Below are 19,012 nucleotides of genomic sequence, written 5' to 3'. Positions count from 1 at the left end.
CGAGGAGGCAGCCATGACCACGACCTCGTCCGCCGCCAGGACCGGGCGTCCCACCGACTGGCGCACCCAGCGCCCCACCGACTGGGCTCGTCGCTGACGGCTCAGGCGGGCTGGTCCTGGCCGGCGCGCCGCCAGGACCAGCCCGCACGGGCCGCGAACCCCATTCCCAGCAGCCCCGCGAACGCCACAACAATATGTGGCGCCACGTATTCGGCGGCAATTCCAGCACCGACTACGCCGATTCCCTGGGAAACCCGAAGCGCGGTGACGGCGATACCGAATGTCCGCCCGCGTTGCGCGTCCGGCACGGACTGCACGAAAAGGGTCGACGCCGTCAGGTTGTACGCACCGGCGGCTCCGGAACACGCGAACAACAACATTGTGACCGCAAGCCCCGGATGTGCCAGACACACAGTCAGCGGAGCGCACGACAAAATCGCGAGCGGCACCAGCGAACTCCGCCTTCGCTCAGGCACCAAGCGTGCGACGACGGCCACGCCGACGACGTTGCCGACCGAGTACGCGGCCAGCAGGAGTCCCACCGCGACAGCGCCGCCGCCGATCCCCGCCGCGTACGGCGCGACGACGGCCTCCCCTGCGATGTAGAACCCGGACACGCAACCTAATGCCACCAACGCTTTCAGCCGCACGTCCGCCAACACCAGGGCCAGTCCGAACCACCCGGTCACTCTGGACTCCTGGCCGGGCAGCGAGCGGTCACGAACTCCGTGCCACACCAGCAACGCCGAACACGCGAACGTGCCCGCGTCCACCCATAACGCCCCGTTCGGGCTGACCGCGGCGACGACCAAGCCGCCCAAAGCGAACCCCAGCACCTGCGCGGTCTGCGTGGTCACGGTGAACACGGCCATCCCGACGACGAACCTGTTCCCCGGCAGCACCTGCGGCAGAAGCGCCGCCCGTGCGGCTGTCCACGGCGCGTTCATCATCTGCACCGCGACAAGAAGCACAGCCACGCCGGGCAACGGCATGCCCGGCCACGCCATCCCCGCGACGAGCACCACGCGTGTCACGTCCGCGACCACCATGACCGAACGCCGAGAAAACCGGTCCGCCGCGCCGGACAGCAGCGGACCACTCACGATGTCAGGCAGGAAAGTAAGCGCATACGTGACCGCGGTCCACGCTGGTGAGCGCGTCCGGGCGTACACCAGAAGGGACACCGCGACCCGCGCAAGCTGGTCTCCCGCAACGGACACGAGTTGCGCGGCGAACAGCGCCCGGAACTCGCTGACGGCGAAGACGTCCTTGAAGGTGGCGCGAGTCATGGGGCTGCACCTGCCACTACCGAACGTAGTGTTACTCAGTGCAACCTATCCGCTACAAGCCAATGTTGGCCAGCCACCGTTCGAGCAACGCGTGGTCGCCACTGACCGTGACCGCCGCCGGCGGAATCCGGCGCGTGAACGCCAACAGCAGGTCCCGCGCAGGCCCGCTGACCACCACGTCAGCAGCGTCTCCCCCGCGTTCGGCGGTCATCCCGTCCGGCGTGAGGGTGATCCGCCACGGCGCCGCGTCGTTGGGCCGCACCAGAAGCGTCTCGCCAGTCCCGGGCTGCGCGTGGGTCTCCTCGAACAGCCGCAGTCCCTCGCTGATCGCCTCGGCCGCCAGTTCCGGCGCGACGTCGTACGGCTTGCCCGCGGTGAAAGCCGCGTCCGCCCGGTGCACGACCAGGTCACACAGGATGCGCCGGAGCCAGAAGGACGCGGGTCGTGGTCCGACGACGGTCCACACCTCGACGTCCGGGTCGTCCGCGACGGACTTGACCAGGTCCGTGGCGCCGGCGTGCAGCCATTCCGGCCATTCGCGCTGTGGTCCGGGGTCGGCTTCGGTCGGGTCAGGGATCGCGGCGGCCGCACGCGTCCGGACGATTCCGGCCGCCCAGCGCGGGGCTTGGCCCATGTGGGCGACCAGAACCCGTAGCGACCAGTCCGGGCAGGTCGGCACGCGCGCGTCCGGATTCGCGTCTTTGACCAGGTCGGCGAAGGCGTCGGTCTGTTCGATCAGGTGATCTCCGAGGTTCATGCGATTACCGTAGGATCTCCACCAGGGTGGAGGTTCAAGTGCAATTTCGGACCACTTTGGGGATCGGCGAGCTGGCCCGGCTCACCCGGGTCCCGGTGCGCACCATCCGGTTCTACTGCGACACGGGCATCCTGACCACCGTGCGCAGCACCGGCGGGCATCGCCGGTTCGCTCCGGACGCGGTCGACCAGCTCACGCTCGTCCGGCGCCTGCGCGGCCTGGGGCTGGGACTGCCGGCGATCACCGATGTGCTCGCCGGCCGGCGGTCGATGGCGGACGCGGTGGCGGCGGCACGTGCCGAACTGGACGTCTCGCTGGCCGAGCTGGCGTGGCGACGGGCCTCGCTCGTCGCGGTGGAGCAGTCCCGGCCGACGGAACGTGCGGCGCGGTTGGACCTGCTCACCGCCGTCACGGACAGCCGTGCCGCGCATGACACGCTCGTGGAGTACTGGCGGCGGGCCGTCGCGAACCCGTGGCCGGAACCGGTGTTCGAGGCGTTCGCGGCGATGGTCGTGCCTGATCCGCCCGCCGAACCGACCGCCGCGCAGGTCATGGCCTATGCGCAGATGGTCACGCTGACCGCGAACCGCTTGTTGCCGTCGTTGCTGACCGAGCACGTCGTCGACCAGCACTCCATGCTGGCGGGTGTGGACGAGGCGATCGGCCTGGCCAGTCCCCTGGTGTCGGCCGGAACGATCCCAGGTCCGGGGCCGGTGCTGGACCAGTTCGTGGCGGCGCACGCGGTGGGCCGCGACCGGCGGGACAGCCCCGCGTTCCGTCAGGAGCTGCTGACCACGCTGGCTTCCGGCCGGGAACCCGGGTTCCGCCGCTACTGGGGGCTGTACGCCGAGGTGACTGGCGAGACGACCACGCTGGGTGGCACGCACATCTGGCTGCTCGACTCGCTGGCGGAAGCCGTTGCGGCCCAACATTGAGCACAGGTGAACGCCAGGTGACGTCCGTGGCGAATGTGACTCTTCGTGAGCGTTCGAACGGATCCCGGGACTGATTGACCCGGTCCGCCGGTGGATCTAGTCTGCGCCATAGAAAGCGCTTTCTATCCCAACGGAGGCGAGCCACGTGCAAAGACGCATGGGCATCATCATCAGCGCGCTGCTGGTTCTGGGGGCATGCTCGCCAGGCACGACCGACGAGGGGGCGAAGCCGTCGACCAGCGGCCCCAACCAGCTGACCTACCTGTACTTCACCGACGGACCCGACGAGCAGACCACCCGGGACCTGATCAAGCAGTTCGAGCAGCAGACCGGATCCACCGTGGAGCTGCAGATCGTCCCGTTCTCCGGGTTGGACCAGCAGTTGCAGGCCAGGATCTCGGCGAACAACGCGCCGGACGTGGCCAGGGAGAGCACGCTGACCGGGTTCCGGGACGCACTGCTCGACCTCAACAAGGCCGGTCAGGACATCGGCGGGCAGTACCTGGACGAGACCCAGCAGTACGTGCACGGCAAGAACGGCGAGTTGCTGGCGTTGCCCAGCGACCTGACCATGAACGGCCCGTTCGTCAACCTGGACCAGTTCGCGAAGGCCGGAGTCACGCCACCGACCCCGGACAAGCCCTGGACCTGGGACGAGCTGGTCACCAACGCCAAGAAGGTCCAGCAGGCCAACGGAACCCCGTTCGCCATCGCGTACGACAAGTCCGGGCACCGGGTCGCCGGCATGATCAACCAGTTCGGCACCAACATCTACGGCTCGGACGGCAAGGTCCAGCTCGACCCGGCCAAGACCGCTCGGGCGGTGCAGTTGTTCGTCGACCTCACCAAGCAGAACGTGATGTCGCAGGACTTCTGGATCGAGTCGGGCACCAAGTACAAGGGCGGCAACGACATTTTCCTGGCCGGCGACGCGCCCGTCTACTTCAGCGGCAACTGGCAGGTCAGCCAGTTCGTCAAGGCGGCCAAGTTCAAGTGGGCCGCGATCGCCAACCCGTGCGCGGACAGGTGCGGCGGGTACCCGGGCGGGAAGTTCATGATGGCGTTCAAGCAGAGCAAGAACCCGCAGCTGGCCGCGAAGTTCGTGGCGTTCATGAACTCGCGGGAGGCGCAGACCAAGTACGCCAAGGAATCCCAGTTCCTGCCCACCCGCAAGGACCTGGTCGCCGAGGGTGTCCAATACCCGCAACGGGCTGAGGACATGGCTGTGTTCTTGGCGGACGTGAAACGCACGAATCCGGACAGCTACGCCAGCACCTACAGCGTCGGCTTCTCCCCCACCGCGACCGCGATCGTCAAGGAACTGGCGAACGCCATCGCGGGCAAACAGTCGGTCGCGGACACGGTGAACAACATTCGGGCGGCCGCGGAGAAGAACCTGAATGGCTAAGCGCGTCAAGCCGTGGAACCAGCGACTGGCGCCTTACTTCTTCGTCGCGCCGAACATGCTGATCTTCGGGGTGTTCATCATCTATCCGGCGATCAACGGCTTCAACATCAGCGCGTACGACAGCTCCAACGGCCGGACGTTCAAACCGGTCGGCACCGACAACTACCGGAAACTGTTCAGCGACAGTGAGTTCTGGTCGGCGGCACAGGCGAGCGTGATCTTCGTGGTCGCGTTCGTCGTGCTGTCGACCGTGGCCGCAATCGGGCTGGCGTTGTTGCTGACCCAGCGGATCCGGGCGCGGGGATTCTTCCGGGCGGTGTTCTTTCTGCCGGTCCTGCTGTCGCCGGTGGTGATCGGGCTGCTGTGGGGGTGGATTCTGCAACGGCAGTCCGGCGGGTTGAACTCGTTGCTGGGCATCGAAGTCGGCTGGCTGGTGAACGGACCGCTCGCGCTGGGCGTGACGATTTTCGTCGCGGTGTGGATGCACGTGGGGTTCTACACGTTGATCCTGATGGCCGGCCTGCAGGGCATCGACGGATCGTACTACGAGGCCGCCAGAATGGACGGCGCTTCGGCGTGGCAACGTTTCCGGCACGTCACCATGCCGTTGTTGCGGCCGACGACGCTCGTCGTGGTCATTCTGGCGATGATCACCGGGTTCCAGGCGTTCGACTTCGTCTACACGTTGACCGGTGGCGGGCCGTTGGGCGCGACCACGTTCATGGTGCAGTACATCTACGAGCACGCGTTCCGGTCGCCGATCCAGTACGGCTTGGCGGCGGCCGGATCCGTGGTGTTGTTCTGCACGATCTTCGCCCTCACACTGGTGAACTTCTGGTATGGGCGCCGCAAGGAGTCCATATGAGGCGGTGGACCGGAACACGGGCGGGCGAGCCGCCGACCGCCGGCAAGGTGCTGATGTACGCGGGGCTCATCGCCCTGTCGATTCTGTTCCTGGCGCCGGTGGTGTGGTCGGTGTTGTCGTCGTTCAAGGATCGGACGGAACTGGCGGCCCGCCCGCCTACTCTGCTGCCGAACTCGTTCGATCTGACGAACTACACCGAGGCGTTGTCCCGGTTCGACTTCGGGGTGTATCTGCGCAACAGCACAATCGTCACGATCTCGGCGACCGTGCTGACCCTGGTGATCAACTCGTTGGCGGCGTACGCGCTCGCGAAGTACAACTTCCGCGGCCGGAACGTGTTGTTCCTGATCACGCTCGGCACGATCATGGTCCCGTTGCAGATCATCCTGATCCCGTTGTACCGGACCGCCTCGGACCTGGGGGTGACCAACTCGCTGCTCGGGATGATCATTCCGCCGGCGGCGACCCCGACCGGGGTTTTCCTGTTGCGCCAGTACATGCTGACGATTCCGGACGAGATGATCGAGGCGGCCAGAATCGACGGCGCCGGTGAGCTGCGCATCTTCCTGCGGCTCGTGCTGCCGTTGTGCCGGGCCGCGCTGGCGGTGGTCACGATCTTCTCGGTGATCTGGCGGTGGAACGACTTCCTCTGGCCGCTGGTGATCGCGCAGTCACAGGACAAGTACACGCTGCCGGTCGCGCTCGCGCAGTTCAACAGCGAGGAAGTGGTGCCGTTCAACTACATCCTCGCCATGTCCGTGGTGAGCATGATCCCTGTGGTCATCGTGTTCCTCATCATGCAGCGGCACATTGTCAAGGGAATCGCACAGACGGGATTCAAATGAGCGAGCACGTGCTCGACGAACGCGGTGGTGTGCGGGACTGGCTGGTCGCCGGGCCGTGGAGCGAGCCCCTGGATCTCTCGATCCTCGACAGCGAAGGGTCGCCGTGGGGCGAGAACGGCCGTTGGGTGTTGACGAACGGGCCGGACGTGACCCCGCTCAAGGCGAAACTCTATTCGCTGTCACCGCTTTCGGAGGAGGCGGTGACTCCGCTGGTGGAGGGCGAGCCGGTCGACTACGCCGGGCATTCCGGCGAGTGGCGGCGGGCGCACACGGCGTCCGACGGGTTGGTGGACTTCAGCGAGTTCTGTTTCACGCCGGCGAAACGGGTCGCGCTTGCCGGCACTGTGGTCGAGGTCGACCAGGCGGAATGGCGGACGCTCGAACTCGCCAGCACCGGGCCGGCGCTGTTGTTCGTCGGTGGCAAATGTGTTCTGCGCACGACCAGGGTGACGTACATGGAGCCACACGCCCACAAGGTGGACGTGTGGCTGCCGGCTGGACGCACCGAGGTCGTCACGGTGTTGTGGCAGGTCGGTTTCCGGGAGTGCCGGCAGGTGGTGCGGCTGCGGGTCGGCGGGCTACCGGTTCGCGTTGTGGTACCTGGCTCGCCAGCGAACGCGCTTGCTGACCAGGTTCTTGACGCCGTGGGGGTGCCACGGTGGGGCCTGGCCACGCCAACGCTCGAACTGACCGGGCCAGCCGGGGTTGAGCTTCGGGTGCGGTGTGGCCCGGTGGACCGGATGGTGACGTTCGTCGACGGCAAAGCCGTCGTACCAATATCCGGCGACGAGGACACCGGCGTCGGTTCGGCGTCGATGCTCACGACGGGTGAGCGGACGGTCCGGGTCTCGATGGGGGCACAGTTCCGGGAGTTCGGCGTGTGCGTGCTGCCACCGAACCGGGTTTCGCCGGTCGGCGAACCCGCCGACTGGCGTCGGGAACTGCTGGAGCACGCCGCCGCGAGCGCGAACGGCTGTGCCGCCGAGCTTGCCTCGCACGCCCTGGAACCGTCCCACCAGGTCCGCGTGGAGCGGTTGGAACGGTCGCTGTGGATGATCTCCCAGCGAGCGGACTGCGCTGACTTCGAGGCGCTCGGGTTGCTTCATCTGTGGCATCGGGTTCCTGGGTGTCCGGACGAGGTACGGTCGGCGTTGCTGGGTCTGAAGTATTGGATCGACCAACCGGGTCTCGACGCAATGTGTTATTTCACCGAGAACCATCAGTTGGTGTGGCATACGGCCGAGCTGCTTGCGGGACAGGCGTTCGGCGATTCGACGTTCGGCAACACGGGCTGGGACGGGCGCCGGCACCGGGAGCACGGCGAGTCGCTGGCGGTGGAGTGGCTGACGCGCAAACTCGCCGGCGGTTACAGCGAGTTCGACTCCAACGCGTATCTCGCCGTGGACGTGCTGGCGCTGACGTCGCTGGTGGAGTTCGCCGAGAACACGAGGATCGTCGAGTTGGCGGCCGGATTGTTGGACAAGACGTTGTTCACGCTGGCCGCCAACTCGTGGCGGGGTGCGCACGTGTCCGCGCACGGCCGCTCGTACGTGCAGACGCAACGGACCGCGCGGCTTGAAGAGACCGCGTCCATCATGTGGCTGTGCTGGGGCATGGGGGCGTTGAACCACGCCACCCTGCCGGCGACTGTCCTGGCTACCGCGAAGCGTTATGTGTTGCCTCCGGAGATCGCTTCGGCTGCCGCCCTGCCCGCAGAGTGGGTCGGTCGACAGCGTTATCGTGGGACGTACCGGGTGCACAACGATCTTCTTGACCGAGAGTACGCTTCGGATCTGGTGGTCTACAAGACTCCGGACGCGATGCTGTCGTCGGTCCAGGACTACCGGCCGGGTCTGCCCGGGTTGCAGGAACACATCTGGGGTGCCACGCTCGGTCCGGAGACGCAGGTCTACGTGACGCACACGCCGAACGACGCGACGCACTCGTCCGCGCGGCCGAACGCGTGGGCCGGCAACCGCGTTCTGCCGCGAGTTCGTCAACACCGGAACGTGGTGCTCGCGGTCTACCGGATCCCGGCGGACGACCCGATGGGCTACCCGCACGGCTGGTTTCCACTGTGGACGTTCGACGAGCACGTCTCGGCCGGGCCGTGGCTGGCCGGCCGGGTGGGCGACGGCTATGTCGCGCTCGGCTCCGACGACGGCTGCCGGATGCTCACCCGTGGGCCCAACGCCGGTCAAGAAGTACGGGGCGGGACCGTGTGGGTGTGTGTGGTGGGACGGCGGGCGGTGGACGGGTCGTTCGCCGACTTCGTCGACAGCTTGGGAAATCCGGAGTTCGGGCCGTCCGGTGTCGACTACCGCGGGATGAGCCTGCACTGGGATCTGCCGTTCACCGTGGACGGACAGGTGGTCGACCTGGCTCCGCAGTACCATGTGGACAATCCGCTGTGCCGCATTCCCTGGGGAGCCGAGGAGATGCGGATCGGGTCGCATGTGATCTCGTTGACGCACGGCCGGCCGCTATGACGGCAGGAAGTTGATCGGGTGGTCGCCCGTGGCCCACAGGTACTGGACGGCGTAGGCGCGCCACGGGCGCCACGCGGCCGCGTGAGCCGTCAGCGCCGCGGGGGTCTTGGGCAGGCCGACGTCCTCCGCGGCGCGGCGAACACCCAGGTCGGTCGGGTTGAACGCGTCCGGGTCGCCCAGGGCGCGCATGGCGATCGTCTCGATCGTCCACGGACCGAAGCCGGGGAGGGTGGCCAGCTTCGCGCGGGCTTCCTGCCAGTCGCTACCGACGCTGAGGTCGATGCCGGGCAGGGCGTCGAGCAGCCTGGTGAGGGTCGTACGGCGGGATTCCGGCATGGCGAACGTGGCCGGGTCGAGCGCGGCCAGCGCCTCCGTCGTGGGGAAGAGATGGGTGAGGCCGCCCTCGTCGTCGCTGATGGCCTCACCGGCCGCAGTCACCATCCGGCCAGCGTGGGTCCGCGCGGCGGCGGTCGACACCTGTTGGCCGAGGACGGCACGGATGGCGAACTCCGGCCCGTCCGCGGCCCGCGGGACCCGCCGGCCCGGTGCCTTGGTGACCAGCGATGCCAGGAACGGGTCCTGGTGCAGCAGGTCGTCGATGGCGATCGGGTCCGCGTCCAGGTCCAGCAGCCAGCGGCAGCGGGTGATCGCCACCGACAGGTCCCGCATGTCGCTGAGGGTGAGCCGGCAGTCGATGTAGTCCGGGGTCGGGCGGAGCGCCGCGATCCCGTGGCCGTGCGGCAGGCGAAGCGCCCGGCGGTACGAGCCGTCCCGCCACTCCTCCACGCCCGGAACCGCGGTGGCGACCAGGTGCCCGAACAGGTTGTCCGGGCAGAGCGGGCTGCGGAACGGGAGCCGCAGCGCCAGGGAACCCGGGGTCGTGATCACGTTCTTGGACCGCGTCCGGAGCTCACCCGGGGTGAGGCCGAAGACCTCGCGGATGGTGTCGTTGAACGAGCGGACGCTGCCGAACCCGGCCGCGAACGCCGCATCACCCAGGGGTGTGGCGGTGGTCTCGATGAGCAGCCGCGCGGTCTGGGCGCGTTGTGCCCGCGCGATGGCGAGCGGGCCGGCGCCGAGCTCGGCGACCAGCTGGCGTTGGATCTGGCGGACGCTGTAGCCGAGGCGAGCGGCGAGGCCGGGGACACCGTCGCGGTCGACCACGCCGTCGGCGATGAGGCGCATCGCGCGGGCAACAAGGTCGGCACGTTCGTTCCACTGTGGAGAGCCCGGGGTGGCGTCCGGACGACAGCGTTTGCAGGCACGGAAACCGGCTTGCTGGGCCGCGGCGGCGCTCGGGTAGAAGCGCATGTTCTGGACCTTCGGCGGGACCACCGGGCAGCTGGGACGGCAGTAGATCCGGGTGGTGACGACCGCCGTGTAGAACCAGCCGTCGAACCGGGCGTCCTTGGAGTGGACCGCCCGTACGCAGCTCTCGGTGTCCTCGTGCATGACCCCAGCATTGCTCAGTTCCCCGTGCCGGACTAGCGAGAATGCGACACGGCGGTCGAGCCGCGGGCGAACACGGCCAGCCCGACCACGACACCAGCGAGGAGCAACACCTCAACGGTCGGTGCAACACCTGTTGCCGGGATGTCGGTACGACATCCAAGACGTTGGGACCGGCGCTGCGGCTGGGATGGATGGTCTTGCCGGCGCTCGGACATCTGGGCGACCGGTGGCACCCGCCCGGCGACCATCCACAAGGGATCATCGTCGGCTACGGCACGCCGCCCGAGCACGGCTACGCCGCCACGCTCGATGTCTTCGCCCACGTCCTGAGGTCCGTCACACCTCGGATGATCAGATAATCCGCGTCGGCGGGCGGTTCATCGGGCGGCTTGCCTGCCTTGCCAGCGAAGAGGATGCTGTGCCCGATGAACCGGCGTACCCCACCTCCGTTGCAGCCGATCGGGCCACGCAGTTACGACGAGAAAACCCCGAACGCGTCCCGGATGTACGACTACTACCTGGGTGGCGCGCTGAACTTCGCCGCCGACCGGGAACTGGCCGAGCGGGCGAAGACAGTGCTGCCGGTGACGCCGGCGTTGGCGCGGCTGAGCCGGTCCTGGCTGCGCCGGGTGGTGAACGCCTGCCTGGACGAGGGCATCGACCAGTTCCTCGACCTCGGCTCCGGCATCCCCACCGTGGGCAACGTGCACGAGATCGTGCAGCAACGGAATCCCGACGGCCGCGTGGTGTACGTCGACTACGACTCCACGGCCGTGTCCCACGCCCAGAAGATCTTGCGCGGCAACGCGAACGCGGCGATCCTGCATGCCGACATCCGGGACCCGGAGAGCGTGCTCGACGCGCCCGAAGTGCAGACCCTGCTGGACTTCTCCCGGCCGATGGGCATGCTCATGGTCGGCATCCTGCTGTACGTGGCCGACGACTACGACCCCGCCGGACTGGTCGCGACCTACCGGGACCGCTGTGCGCCGGGCAGCCTGCTGCCGATGTCGATCATCACCCTGGACGAGGTCCAACAGCACGATCCGGCCACGTACGAACAGGTTCTCGGGCTGGTCAGCGTCTACGACGACGCGAGCGAACAGCTCCACGTCCGTGGCCGCGCCGAGTTCGCCGCGTACTTCGACGGGCTGACGATGCTCGACCCCGGCATCGTGGTGCTGCCGGACTGGCGGCCGGACGGCACGACCGAGGCCGACGCGCACGGCCCGGCCCGCTGGCTCGGCATCGGCGGCATGGGCCGAATCGGCTAACGGCCGTCCAGCAAGGGCTGCCGTGGGTCCCAGGCGTCGCCGCGGCGGCGGCGCGCGATCGCGGACAGTGCCTCCAGGACGACCCGGTTGGCCAGCGCGGCCGTGATGTCCGCGTGGTCGTACGGCGGGCTGACCTCGACGACGTCCACGCCGACGACGGGCAGTTCAAGGCAGATGCGCCGGACCGAGTCGAGCAGTTCACGTGCGGTGAGCCCGCCCGGCTCGGGGGTGCCTGTGCCGGGCGCGTGGCCCGGGTCGCAGACGTCGATGTCGACGGACAGGAACACGCCGTCGCACTCGTCGGTGGCGATGGCGAACGCCTCGGTCAGGCATTCCGGCAGGCCACGGGCCACGATCTCGGTCATCTCGTAGGACCGCATCCGCTGCTGCGCCATCCAGCCGAGGGTCTCCGGCCCTGGCCAGTACCCGCGCAGCCCGATCTGCAGGAACCGGTCGCCGCGCAACGCCCCGGACTCGATCAGCCGGCGCATCGGCGCGCCGTGCCCCCACAACGACCCGAACTCGATGTCGCCCGTGTCCGCGTGCGCGTCGAAGTGGACCATCGACACCCGGCCGTGGCCGAGGACGTCCGCCACGCCGGACGCGTCGGCGTACGTCACCGCGTGGTCGCCGCCGAGGATGACCGGGATCGCCCCGGCGCCGGCCACCTTCGCCACCTCGGTGCGCAGGCCGGCCAGGGACGTCACCACGTCCCCGGCGAACATCTCCACGTCGCCCGCGTCGTAGATCCTGAGGTCCACCAGGCCGTCGGTGCGCAGCGCCAGGCTCGGCCGGGAACTGTCGTGCGGCAGGTAGTCGGTGGTCCGGATGGCCTGCGGCCCGAACCGCGTGCCCGGCCGATGGGTGGTGCCGCCGTCGAACGGGGCGCCGACGATCACCACGTCGGCGTCCGCGAAGGTCGACGGGTCGGTCAGGTCACAGCGCGGAACGCCGAGGAACGTCACGTCCGGGCCGAACTGGGGGCCGTAGCGAGCCATGTCCGCGGATCTTAGCCGCGGCACTGAAGGTGTCGCCCGATTAAGTCGATACAGGAAACAGTTCCGCCGCCGGCCCCGAACAAGGAGCCTGAGGCCATGGCCGCCCTGATCGTGGACACCGACCCAGGCGCCGACGACGCGTTGGCGCTCATGCTGCTGGCGGCCCAGCCGGACACCGAGATCGTGGCCGTCGGCAGCGTCCATGGGAACGTGCCCGCGGCGCTCGCGGCCGACAACGCCCTGCGTGTCCTGGACGTGCTGGGGTTGCCGCACGTGCCGGTCGCCATGGGTGCGGACGTCCCCTATTCGGGGGAGGAAAGCACCTTCACGGCCCTGCACGTGCACGGCTCGGACGGGCTCGGTGGCTACGCCGGGGAGTCACCGAGCCGCAAGCCGACAACCGAGTCCGCGGCCGAGCAGATCGTGCGGCTCGCGCGGGACCGGTCCAACCTGGCGTTGCTCGCGTTGGGGCCGCTCACCAACCTCGCGCTCGCCCTGGATCTTGAGCCGGACCTGCCGTTGCTGCTGCGGGAGGTGGTGTGGTGCGGCGGGGCTGTGCACGCGGCCGGGAACGTGACCGCGCACGCCGAGGCGAACGCGCGCAACGACCCGGAGGCCGCGGAGAAGGTCCTCGCCGCCGGGTTCACCATGACGATGGTCCCGCTGGACGTCACCGGCCAGGCGTGGGCGGACGGCGCGTGGCTCGACCAGATCGGCGGCGGCGCTGTCGGGCGCTCAGCGGCCCAGTGGATCGGGCACTACGTCAGGTTCTACAGCAAGGCCAGCCGGGGGTGCCTGCTGTACGACCCGCTCGCCGCCGCGATCGCGGTGAACCCGGAACTCGCCCGCTACGAACGCCACCGGGTGCGGGTCGAACTGGTCGGCTATCCGCGCGGCGCCACACTGCTATGCTTCCGCGCCGGTGAGAACGAGCGAAGGCCTGTGCGAGTGGCGATGTCCGCGCACGTCGACGTCATGCTCGACCAGCTGCGGCGCGCCTTGCGGTGAACATCACGGTGAACCGACCGGGAGAGCTCGGTGGACCTGACGAGGGAACGGAAAGGCATCGACCGGGTCGCCGAGGATGAACGGCACGGCACGCCACGGGCGCTGTTCTGGCCGTGGACGGCCGCCAATCTGAGCCTCTTCCCGGTCGCCTCCGGGATCTTCGTGATCGCCCTCGGCCTGAGCTGGTGGGAGGCGGTCGTCGCGATCGTCGTCGGGCTGGTCGTGTCCTATCCCCTGGTCGGTTTGACGGCGCTCGCCGGGGTCCGGGGCGGCGCGCCGACCATGACGTTGAGCCGCGCCACCTTCGGCCTGCACGGCAACAAGATCCCGACCGGACTGAGTTTCCTGTCCACGGTCGGCTGGGAGATCATCAGCGTCGCGCTCGGCGCGCTGGCCGCCCGAACCGCGCTGGCCCGGCTCGGCCTGGCCGGGAACGGCACGCTCGCGGTGAGCTTCGCGGTGATCGCGCTGGCGACCATCGTGATCTGCGTGTACGGCTACGACGTCGTCATGCGCGTGCAGAAATGGTTGGCCATCACCGGCGCCGGCCTGGCCGCGATCTATTTCGTCATCATCATTCCGCACCTGCGTTTCGCCGCCGAAGGTTTCAACACCGAATCCCCCACTGGCACGGTGCCGATTGTCGCGGGCGTCATCATGGTGGCCGCGGGCGGCGGGCTGAGTTGGGCGAACAGCGGCGCCGACTACAGCCGCTACCTGCCGGTCACGTCGTCCAGGAAAGGCGTTGTCGGCTGGACGACGTTCGCGGGCGTCCTCACGCCGTTGGTGCTGATGCTTGCTGGAGTGGTGCTCAGCGCCGGCGCGCCGGACCTGGCCGGGCGCGTCGCGAAGGACCCGTTCGGCGCCTTGGCGGAGCTGCTGCCGACGTGGTTCCTGGTCCCGTTCACGATCAGCGTGATCCTGTCGTGTGTCGCGGGCGCGGTGATGAACCTGTACTCGTCCGGGCTGATCCTGCTCGCGCTCGGGGTGCCGTTGCGGCGCGAGATCGCGGTCGGCATCGACGGCGGCCTGATGGTCCTCGGCGGGATATACCTGATCTTCGTCGCGCCGACGTTCTTCGACCCGTTCATGTCGTTCCTGACGCTGTTCGCGGTGCCGAGCGCGGCCTGGGCGGCGATCTTCATCACCGACATGCTCCTGTACCGCCGCGACGGATACGCCCAGGACGAGCTGTACCCACCGCGTGCGCGTGCGGTGCGCCCGGCCGCGGTGCTCTCGCTGGTCGTCGCCGCGCTGGTCGGTTGGGGCCTGGTCACGTCCCGCGACCCGAACATCGACTCCTTGCTCGGATACTGGCTGCCGGACAGCGCCAGGCACGGCAGCTTCGCCGCGTCCAACCTCGGGGTCTTCCTCACGTTCGTGCTCGCCGGAGTGCTGTACGCGGGGTCGACTTTCCCTTTCCCGGCACAACGGCGTTCCGGATCGGGCAGGATCTTCGGCCATGGGGAAGAAGTCGGTCGAACTGATCACCGTGCGGCGCCGTGACCTGTGGCGGCAACCGGCTTGGGCAGGGGCGCCGGCGGGGACGGTCGAGCAGCGCTACCCGTCGAAGCGGTCGCTGCGGACGACACTGGCGTTCGCCATCGACCTGATCGTGCACGGCGGCCTCGGGTTCCTGCTCGCCTACCAGGTGCTGCACCGCACGTCGCCGGACTTGTTCACGCTCATCCTGCTGAGCGTGCTCGTGTTCGCCGGTTTCTCTATTGTGGACCGGATCTTCGTGCAGTGGCTGTGCCAGGCCACGGTCGGCAAGTTCGTGACCGCGCTGCGGGTGGTCCGCGAGGACACCGGCGGCCGGGGCACGCTCTGGCACTTCACCCGGGACTGGCTGCTCGGCGTCTTCGGGATCTTCGCGTTGCTCCTGCAGTAGCGACCCACGGACGTACCCGTTTTCGGACCAGGTGACTACGCTCAGTTCACTATGAGCGCGGGCGAGTTGTTGGTTCTCGGCAGCGTGCAGGCGATCGGCCCAGGTGGACCGGCTTCGCTCCAGGGCGCCCGGCAACGGGCGGTCCTGGGCATGCTCGCCCTGCACGCCGGTGAGGTGCTGCCCGTCGCCAAGCTCGTCGACGTCGTCTGGGGTGAGGATCCGCCGCGTACCGCCGTTCGGACGCTGCACAGCCACGTGGCCCGGATCCGGCAGGCGTTGGACAAGGCCGGATTCGGGCCGGTGCTGCGGACGGTCAACCCGGGTTACGTGCTCGACGTGGACCCGGCCATGGTCGACGCCGTCCGGTTCGAGCGGCAGGCCCGGACGGCGAAGGACCTCACCGGGCTGCGGCGCACGCTCGACCTGTGGCGGGGTGAGGCGTTCGCGGACGCCAGCCTGATGGGGTGGGGGCTGCGCGAGGCCGAACGGCTGCAGGAACTCCGGCTGTCCACAATGGAGGACCGATGGACGGCCGAGTTGCGGCTGGGCAACCACGAGGACGCGGTCGGCGAGATCGCCCGGCTGCTGGCCGAACATCCCACCCGCGAGGTGTTGGCCGGGCTGCACATGCTCGCGCTGTACCGGGCCGGCCGGCAGTCCGACGCCCTGGCCGCGTTCCAGATGGTCCGGGTGCGGCTGGCCGCCGAACTGGGCGCCGAGCCCGGACCGGACCTGCTCGCGCTGCACAGCCGGATCCTGCGCCGCGACCCGGACCTCGAGGCGCAACGGCCGGCCGGACCGGCCCAGCTGCCGGCCCGGGTCGGGCACTTCACCGGCCGGGCGGACGAGCTCGACGCCCTGGACGACGTGCTCGCCCACGACGAGCCGCCGGTCGTGGTGATCTCCGGGTCCGCCGGGATGGGGAAGACCGCGTTGGCAGTCCAATGGGGACATCGGGTGGCCCCACGTTTCCCGGACGGACAGCTGTTCGTCGACGTCCGCGGCCACGACCCGCGCCGGGTGATGTCCGCCGACGACGCGCTGGCGCATCTGTTGCGCAGCCTGGGGATGCCGGACGAGCGGATTCCCGGCGGGGTGAACGAACGGGCCGCGCTGTACCGATCCCTGGTGCACAACAAGCGATGTGTTGTCGTCGTTGACAACGCGGGCGACGTTGAGCACGTGCTCCCGTTGGTGCCAGGAGCGGGTCGCACCCTGCTCGTGATCACGAGCAGGCGCGCGCTGGCCGCGCTCGGCGCCCGGTACGCCGTGCACACGGTCGCGTTGGACGCGTTGCGGCATCAGGCTTCGGTGGAATTGCTGAGCAGTGTCCTCGGGGCTCGGCGGGTGGAGCGGGAACGTGGACCCGCGGCCCGGCTGGCCCGGCTGTGCGGTGGGATGCCGTTGGCGTTGCGGATCGCGGCTGCCCGGCTCGCGGGCGAGCCCGCGCGACCCATCGCCGAGCTGGCGGGCGAGCTCGCCGGGGCGGGCCGGTTGGACGCGCTGCGGGTCGACGGGGACGCACGGACCGTTCGGACCGTGCTGGCCAGCGCGTACCTGCCGTTGGAACTCGCGCAGACCCGGATGTTCCGGCTGCTGGGCCTGGTGCCGTCGACGACGTTCACGTCATCCCTCGGTGCCGCGATGTGCGGTGTCGCCGCGGTGGAGGGGCGGCGGGCCACCGCGGAGCTGAAGTCCGCGCACCTCATCACGGCCGTCGGCGACGACCGGTTCCGGTTCCACGACCTCATCCGGGAGTTCGCGCGGCAGTGCGCGCGGGCCGACGAGGCGGAGGCGGCCATCGCCGAAGCGGGACACCGGCTCGTCGACTGGTACCTGCGGGTCGCGAACGAAGCGAACAAGGCGATCGACCCAAACCGCGACCTGGTCACGCCGAGCCTCCGCCACTCCCCGCCCGAACTGCCGTTCGTCCCGGACCGGCCGGGGGCGCTGGCGTTTCTCGAGGGGGAACGGCACAACTTCGTGCCCGCCGCCCGGTTCGCCAGGGAAAGCGGCCGGCTCACCGCCGCCTGGCACTTCACGTACCTGCTGACCAGCTTCTACGACGCCACCGGGCACTGGCAGGACCGGGTCGAGCTGTGCCGGCAGGGCGCCGCGGCCGCCGCCGAACTGGCCGACCCGTTCGCCGAAGCCGAGATGCTCCGCGCGCTCGGCGTCGCCTACTACATGACCCGACGGCTGCAGGACGCCGTCGACACCAACATCCTGGCCCTGCGCGCGGTCCGCGCCGCCGGGGACCTCGGCGGCGAGGGGCACGTCTACAACAACCTCGCCAACGCGTACGCCGAGATGCGCAGGTTCGACGAAGCCGTTGAGGCACACCAGATGGCGGTGGCGCGGTGCGCGGCGACGGACAACCATCTCGGTCACGCCCTGTCCCAGCGCAACCTGGGCAGCACGCTGATCCAGATGGGTCGGGCCGCGGACAGCCTCGAACCGCTGTCCGAGGCGCTGGCCCGGTTCCGCAAGCTGGACACCCCCAGGTTCGAGGCGGGCACGCTGGACACGCTCGGCGAGGCGTACCTGGAACTCGGGGACGACGACCTCGCGTTGACCACGCTGCAGGAAGCTCTCACGCTCGTCCGTTCGATCGGCTATGTCTGGCTGGAGATGGAAGCCCTGCTGCACACCGGCACGGTGTACCTGGGCCGGCGCGACTTCCCTTCGGCGTCCGAGCAGTTCGAGGCCGCTCTGGCGTTGGCCCAGGAACACCGGGCGCCGCACATCGAGTCCGTGGCGCTCGATCGCCTCGGCCGCACCTGCCTCGGCCGAGGCGACCTGCGCGCCGCCCATGAACATCTGGAGGCGGCGTTGGTGATTCGCCGGAACGTGCCCGACGGGTACGAGCATGCTCATCTGGAACGTGACCTGGCCGACCTCGCGGATCGGTCCGGCCAGGCGGCCGCCGCGTCCCACCACCGGGCGAGGGCAGCAGAACTGTACCGGCGGGAGAACGCGACGGCCGAGGCGCTGGCTATCGAGTCGTCATGACCGTCAGCTTGGTGGTCATGTTCCCTGCGTCGACACCTCTGGCCAGGCCGAAGAACTGCAGCGGGACGGTCATCCGGCGGTTCGCGGTCAACTGGATCCGGACGGTCGCGCGCAGCTGGTCGCCGTCGACCTTGATCACCTGGTCCCTGATCGGCACCCAGCCCTCGTTGCCGCCCGACTCGTCGGTCCGCACGTGCACCTCGCGCGGTGGCCCGTCCTGGTACGAGAAGTGGAAGTCCGCCAGGACCTCCCGGATGTCGTCCGGAATCCAGCAGATGCCGCTCGCCGGCACGGTGCCCTGGCACGGCACCTTCTGACAGTCGGTCTGCGGTGGCGGCCTGCCGTCGTCGTCCTGGATCCAGCCGGCCGCCTCGCCGTGGCTGACGGACACGTTGTTCGGGGTGTCCAGCTGGACCCAGAACACCCGGGTGTGCTGCGGAACGGTGTTGCCGAACGTCGGCACCTCGATGTACTGCGTGGCTGGTCCGGGCCACTTGAGCACGCCCGACCTGGCGCCGTAGTCCACCCCCGCCCTGGCCGGGTCGTGGTCGCCCGGCGACCCGTCCACGGTGTGGAAGCCGACCGAGCCGGGCTCCAGCGCCGGACACGCCGGCAGGATCCTGAACGTGACCGGGAACCGGAACACGCTGCCTTCGACCTGGGCGACGTCGCCGATGTCCACGGTCGGCCGGCAGCTCAGCCCGGCCGACGCGACCGCCGGCAGCATCGCGGCCAGCAGCGTGATCGCCAGCCCCACTATCGCTTTCCTCATCCACCCCTCCCTGGAGA

Annotated in this window: 16 protein-coding genes; 11 read left to right on the top strand and 5 right to left on the bottom strand. The window is 69.1% G+C overall.

Translation table 11 applies throughout. The features are described from left to right. Positions 1–101: 101 nt before the first annotated feature. The gene (locus EV192_RS34165; RefSeq protein WP_132122726.1) at positions 102–1,289 is read right to left on the bottom strand and encodes an MFS transporter; all 1,188 of its coding nucleotides are present in this window, start codon (positions 1,287–1,289) and stop codon (positions 102–104) included. Between the two features lie 52 nt (positions 1,290–1,341). Then, on the bottom strand, positions 1,342–2,046 hold the full coding sequence (locus EV192_RS34160) for a maleylpyruvate isomerase family mycothiol-dependent enzyme (protein ID WP_132122725.1): 705 nt from the start codon (positions 2,044–2,046) through the stop codon (positions 1,342–1,344). Between the two features lie 38 nt (positions 2,047–2,084). Between EV192_RS34160 and EV192_RS34155 the strand changes: the two genes are divergently transcribed. The 5 genes from EV192_RS34155 (at position 2,085) to EV192_RS34135 (ending at position 8,588) form a co-directional block, all read left to right on the top strand. Then, positions 2,085–2,981, top strand: coding sequence for a MerR family transcriptional regulator (locus EV192_RS34155; protein ID WP_207926358.1), 897 nt, complete (start codon positions 2,085–2,087; stop codon positions 2,979–2,981). A 145-nt stretch (positions 2,982–3,126) separates the two neighbouring features. Beyond that, complete coding sequence (locus EV192_RS34150) at positions 3,127–4,389, top strand: ABC transporter substrate-binding protein (protein WP_243727248.1); 1,263 nt, start codon at positions 3,127–3,129, stop codon at positions 4,387–4,389. Further along, entirely contained in the window at positions 4,382–5,254 is an 873-nt protein-coding gene (locus tag EV192_RS34145; protein ID WP_132122724.1) for a carbohydrate ABC transporter permease, read from the top strand. Before EV192_RS34150 ends, EV192_RS34145 begins: the two co-directional genes overlap by 8 nt. After that, on the top strand, positions 5,251–6,099 hold the full coding sequence (locus tag EV192_RS34140; RefSeq protein ID WP_132122723.1) for a carbohydrate ABC transporter permease: 849 nt from the start codon (positions 5,251–5,253) through the stop codon (positions 6,097–6,099). The genes EV192_RS34145 and EV192_RS34140 overlap by 4 nt, the downstream gene beginning before the upstream one ends. After that, complete coding sequence (locus tag EV192_RS34135; RefSeq protein WP_132122722.1) at positions 6,096–8,588, top strand: hypothetical protein; 2,493 nt, start codon at positions 6,096–6,098, stop codon at positions 8,586–8,588. The genes EV192_RS34140 and EV192_RS34135 overlap by 4 nt, the downstream gene beginning before the upstream one ends. Here EV192_RS34135 and EV192_RS34130 read toward each other — a convergent pair. Then, positions 8,583–10,040 carry an AlkA N-terminal domain-containing protein gene (locus tag EV192_RS34130; RefSeq protein ID WP_132122721.1) on the bottom strand — a complete coding sequence of 486 codons (1,458 nt, stop codon included), beginning with the start codon at positions 10,038–10,040 and terminating at the stop codon, positions 8,583–8,585. The genes EV192_RS34135 and EV192_RS34130 overlap by 6 nt on opposite strands. 41 nt (positions 10,041–10,081) lie before the next feature. Here EV192_RS34130 and EV192_RS34125 point away from each other — a divergent pair, with 41 nt between their 5' ends. Beyond that, positions 10,082–10,399 (top strand): hypothetical protein, encoded by a 318-nt coding sequence (locus tag EV192_RS34125; RefSeq protein WP_132122720.1) that lies wholly within the window; start codon positions 10,082–10,084, stop codon positions 10,397–10,399. Between the two features lie 66 nt (positions 10,400–10,465). Next, positions 10,466–11,314, top strand: a complete 849-nt coding sequence (locus EV192_RS34120; RefSeq protein ID WP_132122719.1) for an SAM-dependent methyltransferase — start codon at positions 10,466–10,468, stop codon at positions 11,312–11,314. Here the strand turns inward: EV192_RS34120 and speB are convergent. Further along, positions 11,311–12,312 carry an agmatinase gene (speB, locus tag EV192_RS34115; protein ID WP_132122718.1) on the bottom strand — a complete coding sequence of 334 codons (1,002 nt, stop codon included), beginning with the start codon at positions 12,310–12,312 and terminating at the stop codon, positions 11,311–11,313. The two genes, EV192_RS34120 and speB, sit on opposite strands and share 4 nt — an antisense overlap. Before the next feature lie 96 nt (positions 12,313–12,408). On the opposite strand from speB, the gene EV192_RS34110 reads away from it, so the two are divergent. Genes EV192_RS34110 through EV192_RS34095 form a run of 4 tightly spaced genes read left to right on the top strand, consistent with a single transcriptional unit; the run spans position 12,409 to position 18,223 of the window. Then, positions 12,409–13,320, top strand: a complete 912-nt coding sequence (locus EV192_RS34110) for a nucleoside hydrolase (RefSeq protein WP_132122717.1) — start codon at positions 12,409–12,411, stop codon at positions 13,318–13,320. A 30-nt stretch (positions 13,321–13,350) separates the two neighbouring features. Next, complete coding sequence (locus EV192_RS34105; protein WP_132122716.1) at positions 13,351–14,826, top strand: purine-cytosine permease family protein; 1,476 nt, start codon at positions 13,351–13,353, stop codon at positions 14,824–14,826. Next, a complete protein-coding gene (locus tag EV192_RS34100) occupies positions 14,783–15,211 on the top strand; it encodes an RDD family protein (protein ID WP_132122715.1) in 429 nt (142 codons plus the stop codon). The genes EV192_RS34105 and EV192_RS34100 overlap by 44 nt, the downstream gene beginning before the upstream one ends. 51 nt (positions 15,212–15,262) lie before the next feature. Continuing rightward, positions 15,263–18,223 carry an AfsR/SARP family transcriptional regulator gene (locus EV192_RS34095; RefSeq protein ID WP_132122714.1) on the top strand — a complete coding sequence of 987 codons (2,961 nt, stop codon included), beginning with the start codon at positions 15,263–15,265 and terminating at the stop codon, positions 18,221–18,223. Here EV192_RS34095 and EV192_RS34090 read toward each other — a convergent pair. Further along, a complete protein-coding gene (locus tag EV192_RS34090) occupies positions 18,207–18,995 on the bottom strand; it encodes a hypothetical protein (RefSeq protein WP_132122713.1) in 789 nt (262 codons plus the stop codon). The two genes, EV192_RS34095 and EV192_RS34090, sit on opposite strands and share 17 nt — an antisense overlap. Positions 18,996–19,012 lie beyond the last annotated feature (17 nt).

The organism is Actinocrispum wychmicini (assembly GCF_004345645.1).
GTDB classification, from domain to species: Bacteria; Actinomycetota; Actinomycetes; order Mycobacteriales; family Pseudonocardiaceae; genus Kibdelosporangium; species Kibdelosporangium wychmicini.
The sequence above is the reverse complement of the archived record's forward strand: the minus strand, read 5'-3'. Positions and strand labels throughout refer to the sequence as shown.

Bases quoted from the DNA above. Each gene is read 5' to 3' on its own strand.
- EV192_RS34165 (WP_132122726.1), bottom strand. From the start codon at position 1,289: ATGACTCGCGCCACCTTCAAGGACGTCTTCGCCGTCAGCGAGTTCCGG.
- EV192_RS34160 (WP_132122725.1), bottom strand. From the start codon at position 2,046: ATGAACCTCGGAGATCACCTGATCGAACAGACCGACGCCTTCGCCGAC.
- EV192_RS34145 (WP_132122724.1), top strand. From the start codon at position 4,382: ATGGCTAAGCGCGTCAAGCCGTGGAACCAGCGACTGGCGCCTTACTTC.
- EV192_RS34140 (WP_132122723.1), top strand. From the start codon at position 5,251: ATGAGGCGGTGGACCGGAACACGGGCGGGCGAGCCGCCGACCGCCGGC.
- EV192_RS34135 (WP_132122722.1), top strand. From the start codon at position 6,096: ATGAGCGAGCACGTGCTCGACGAACGCGGTGGTGTGCGGGACTGGCTG.
- EV192_RS34130 (WP_132122721.1), bottom strand. From the start codon at position 10,040: ATGCACGAGGACACCGAGAGCTGCGTACGGGCGGTCCACTCCAAGGAC.
- EV192_RS34125 (WP_132122720.1), top strand. From the start codon at position 10,082: ATGCGACACGGCGGTCGAGCCGCGGGCGAACACGGCCAGCCCGACCAC.
- EV192_RS34120 (WP_132122719.1), top strand. From the start codon at position 10,466: ATGAACCGGCGTACCCCACCTCCGTTGCAGCCGATCGGGCCACGCAGT.
- speB (WP_132122718.1), bottom strand. From the start codon at position 12,312: ATGGCTCGCTACGGCCCCCAGTTCGGCCCGGACGTGACGTTCCTCGGC.
- EV192_RS34110 (WP_132122717.1), top strand. From the start codon at position 12,409: ATGGCCGCCCTGATCGTGGACACCGACCCAGGCGCCGACGACGCGTTG.
- EV192_RS34100 (WP_132122715.1), top strand. From the start codon at position 14,783: ATGGGGAAGAAGTCGGTCGAACTGATCACCGTGCGGCGCCGTGACCTG.
- EV192_RS34095 (WP_132122714.1), top strand. From the start codon at position 15,263: ATGAGCGCGGGCGAGTTGTTGGTTCTCGGCAGCGTGCAGGCGATCGGC.
- EV192_RS34090 (WP_132122713.1), bottom strand. From the start codon at position 18,995: ATGAGGAAAGCGATAGTGGGGCTGGCGATCACGCTGCTGGCCGCGATG.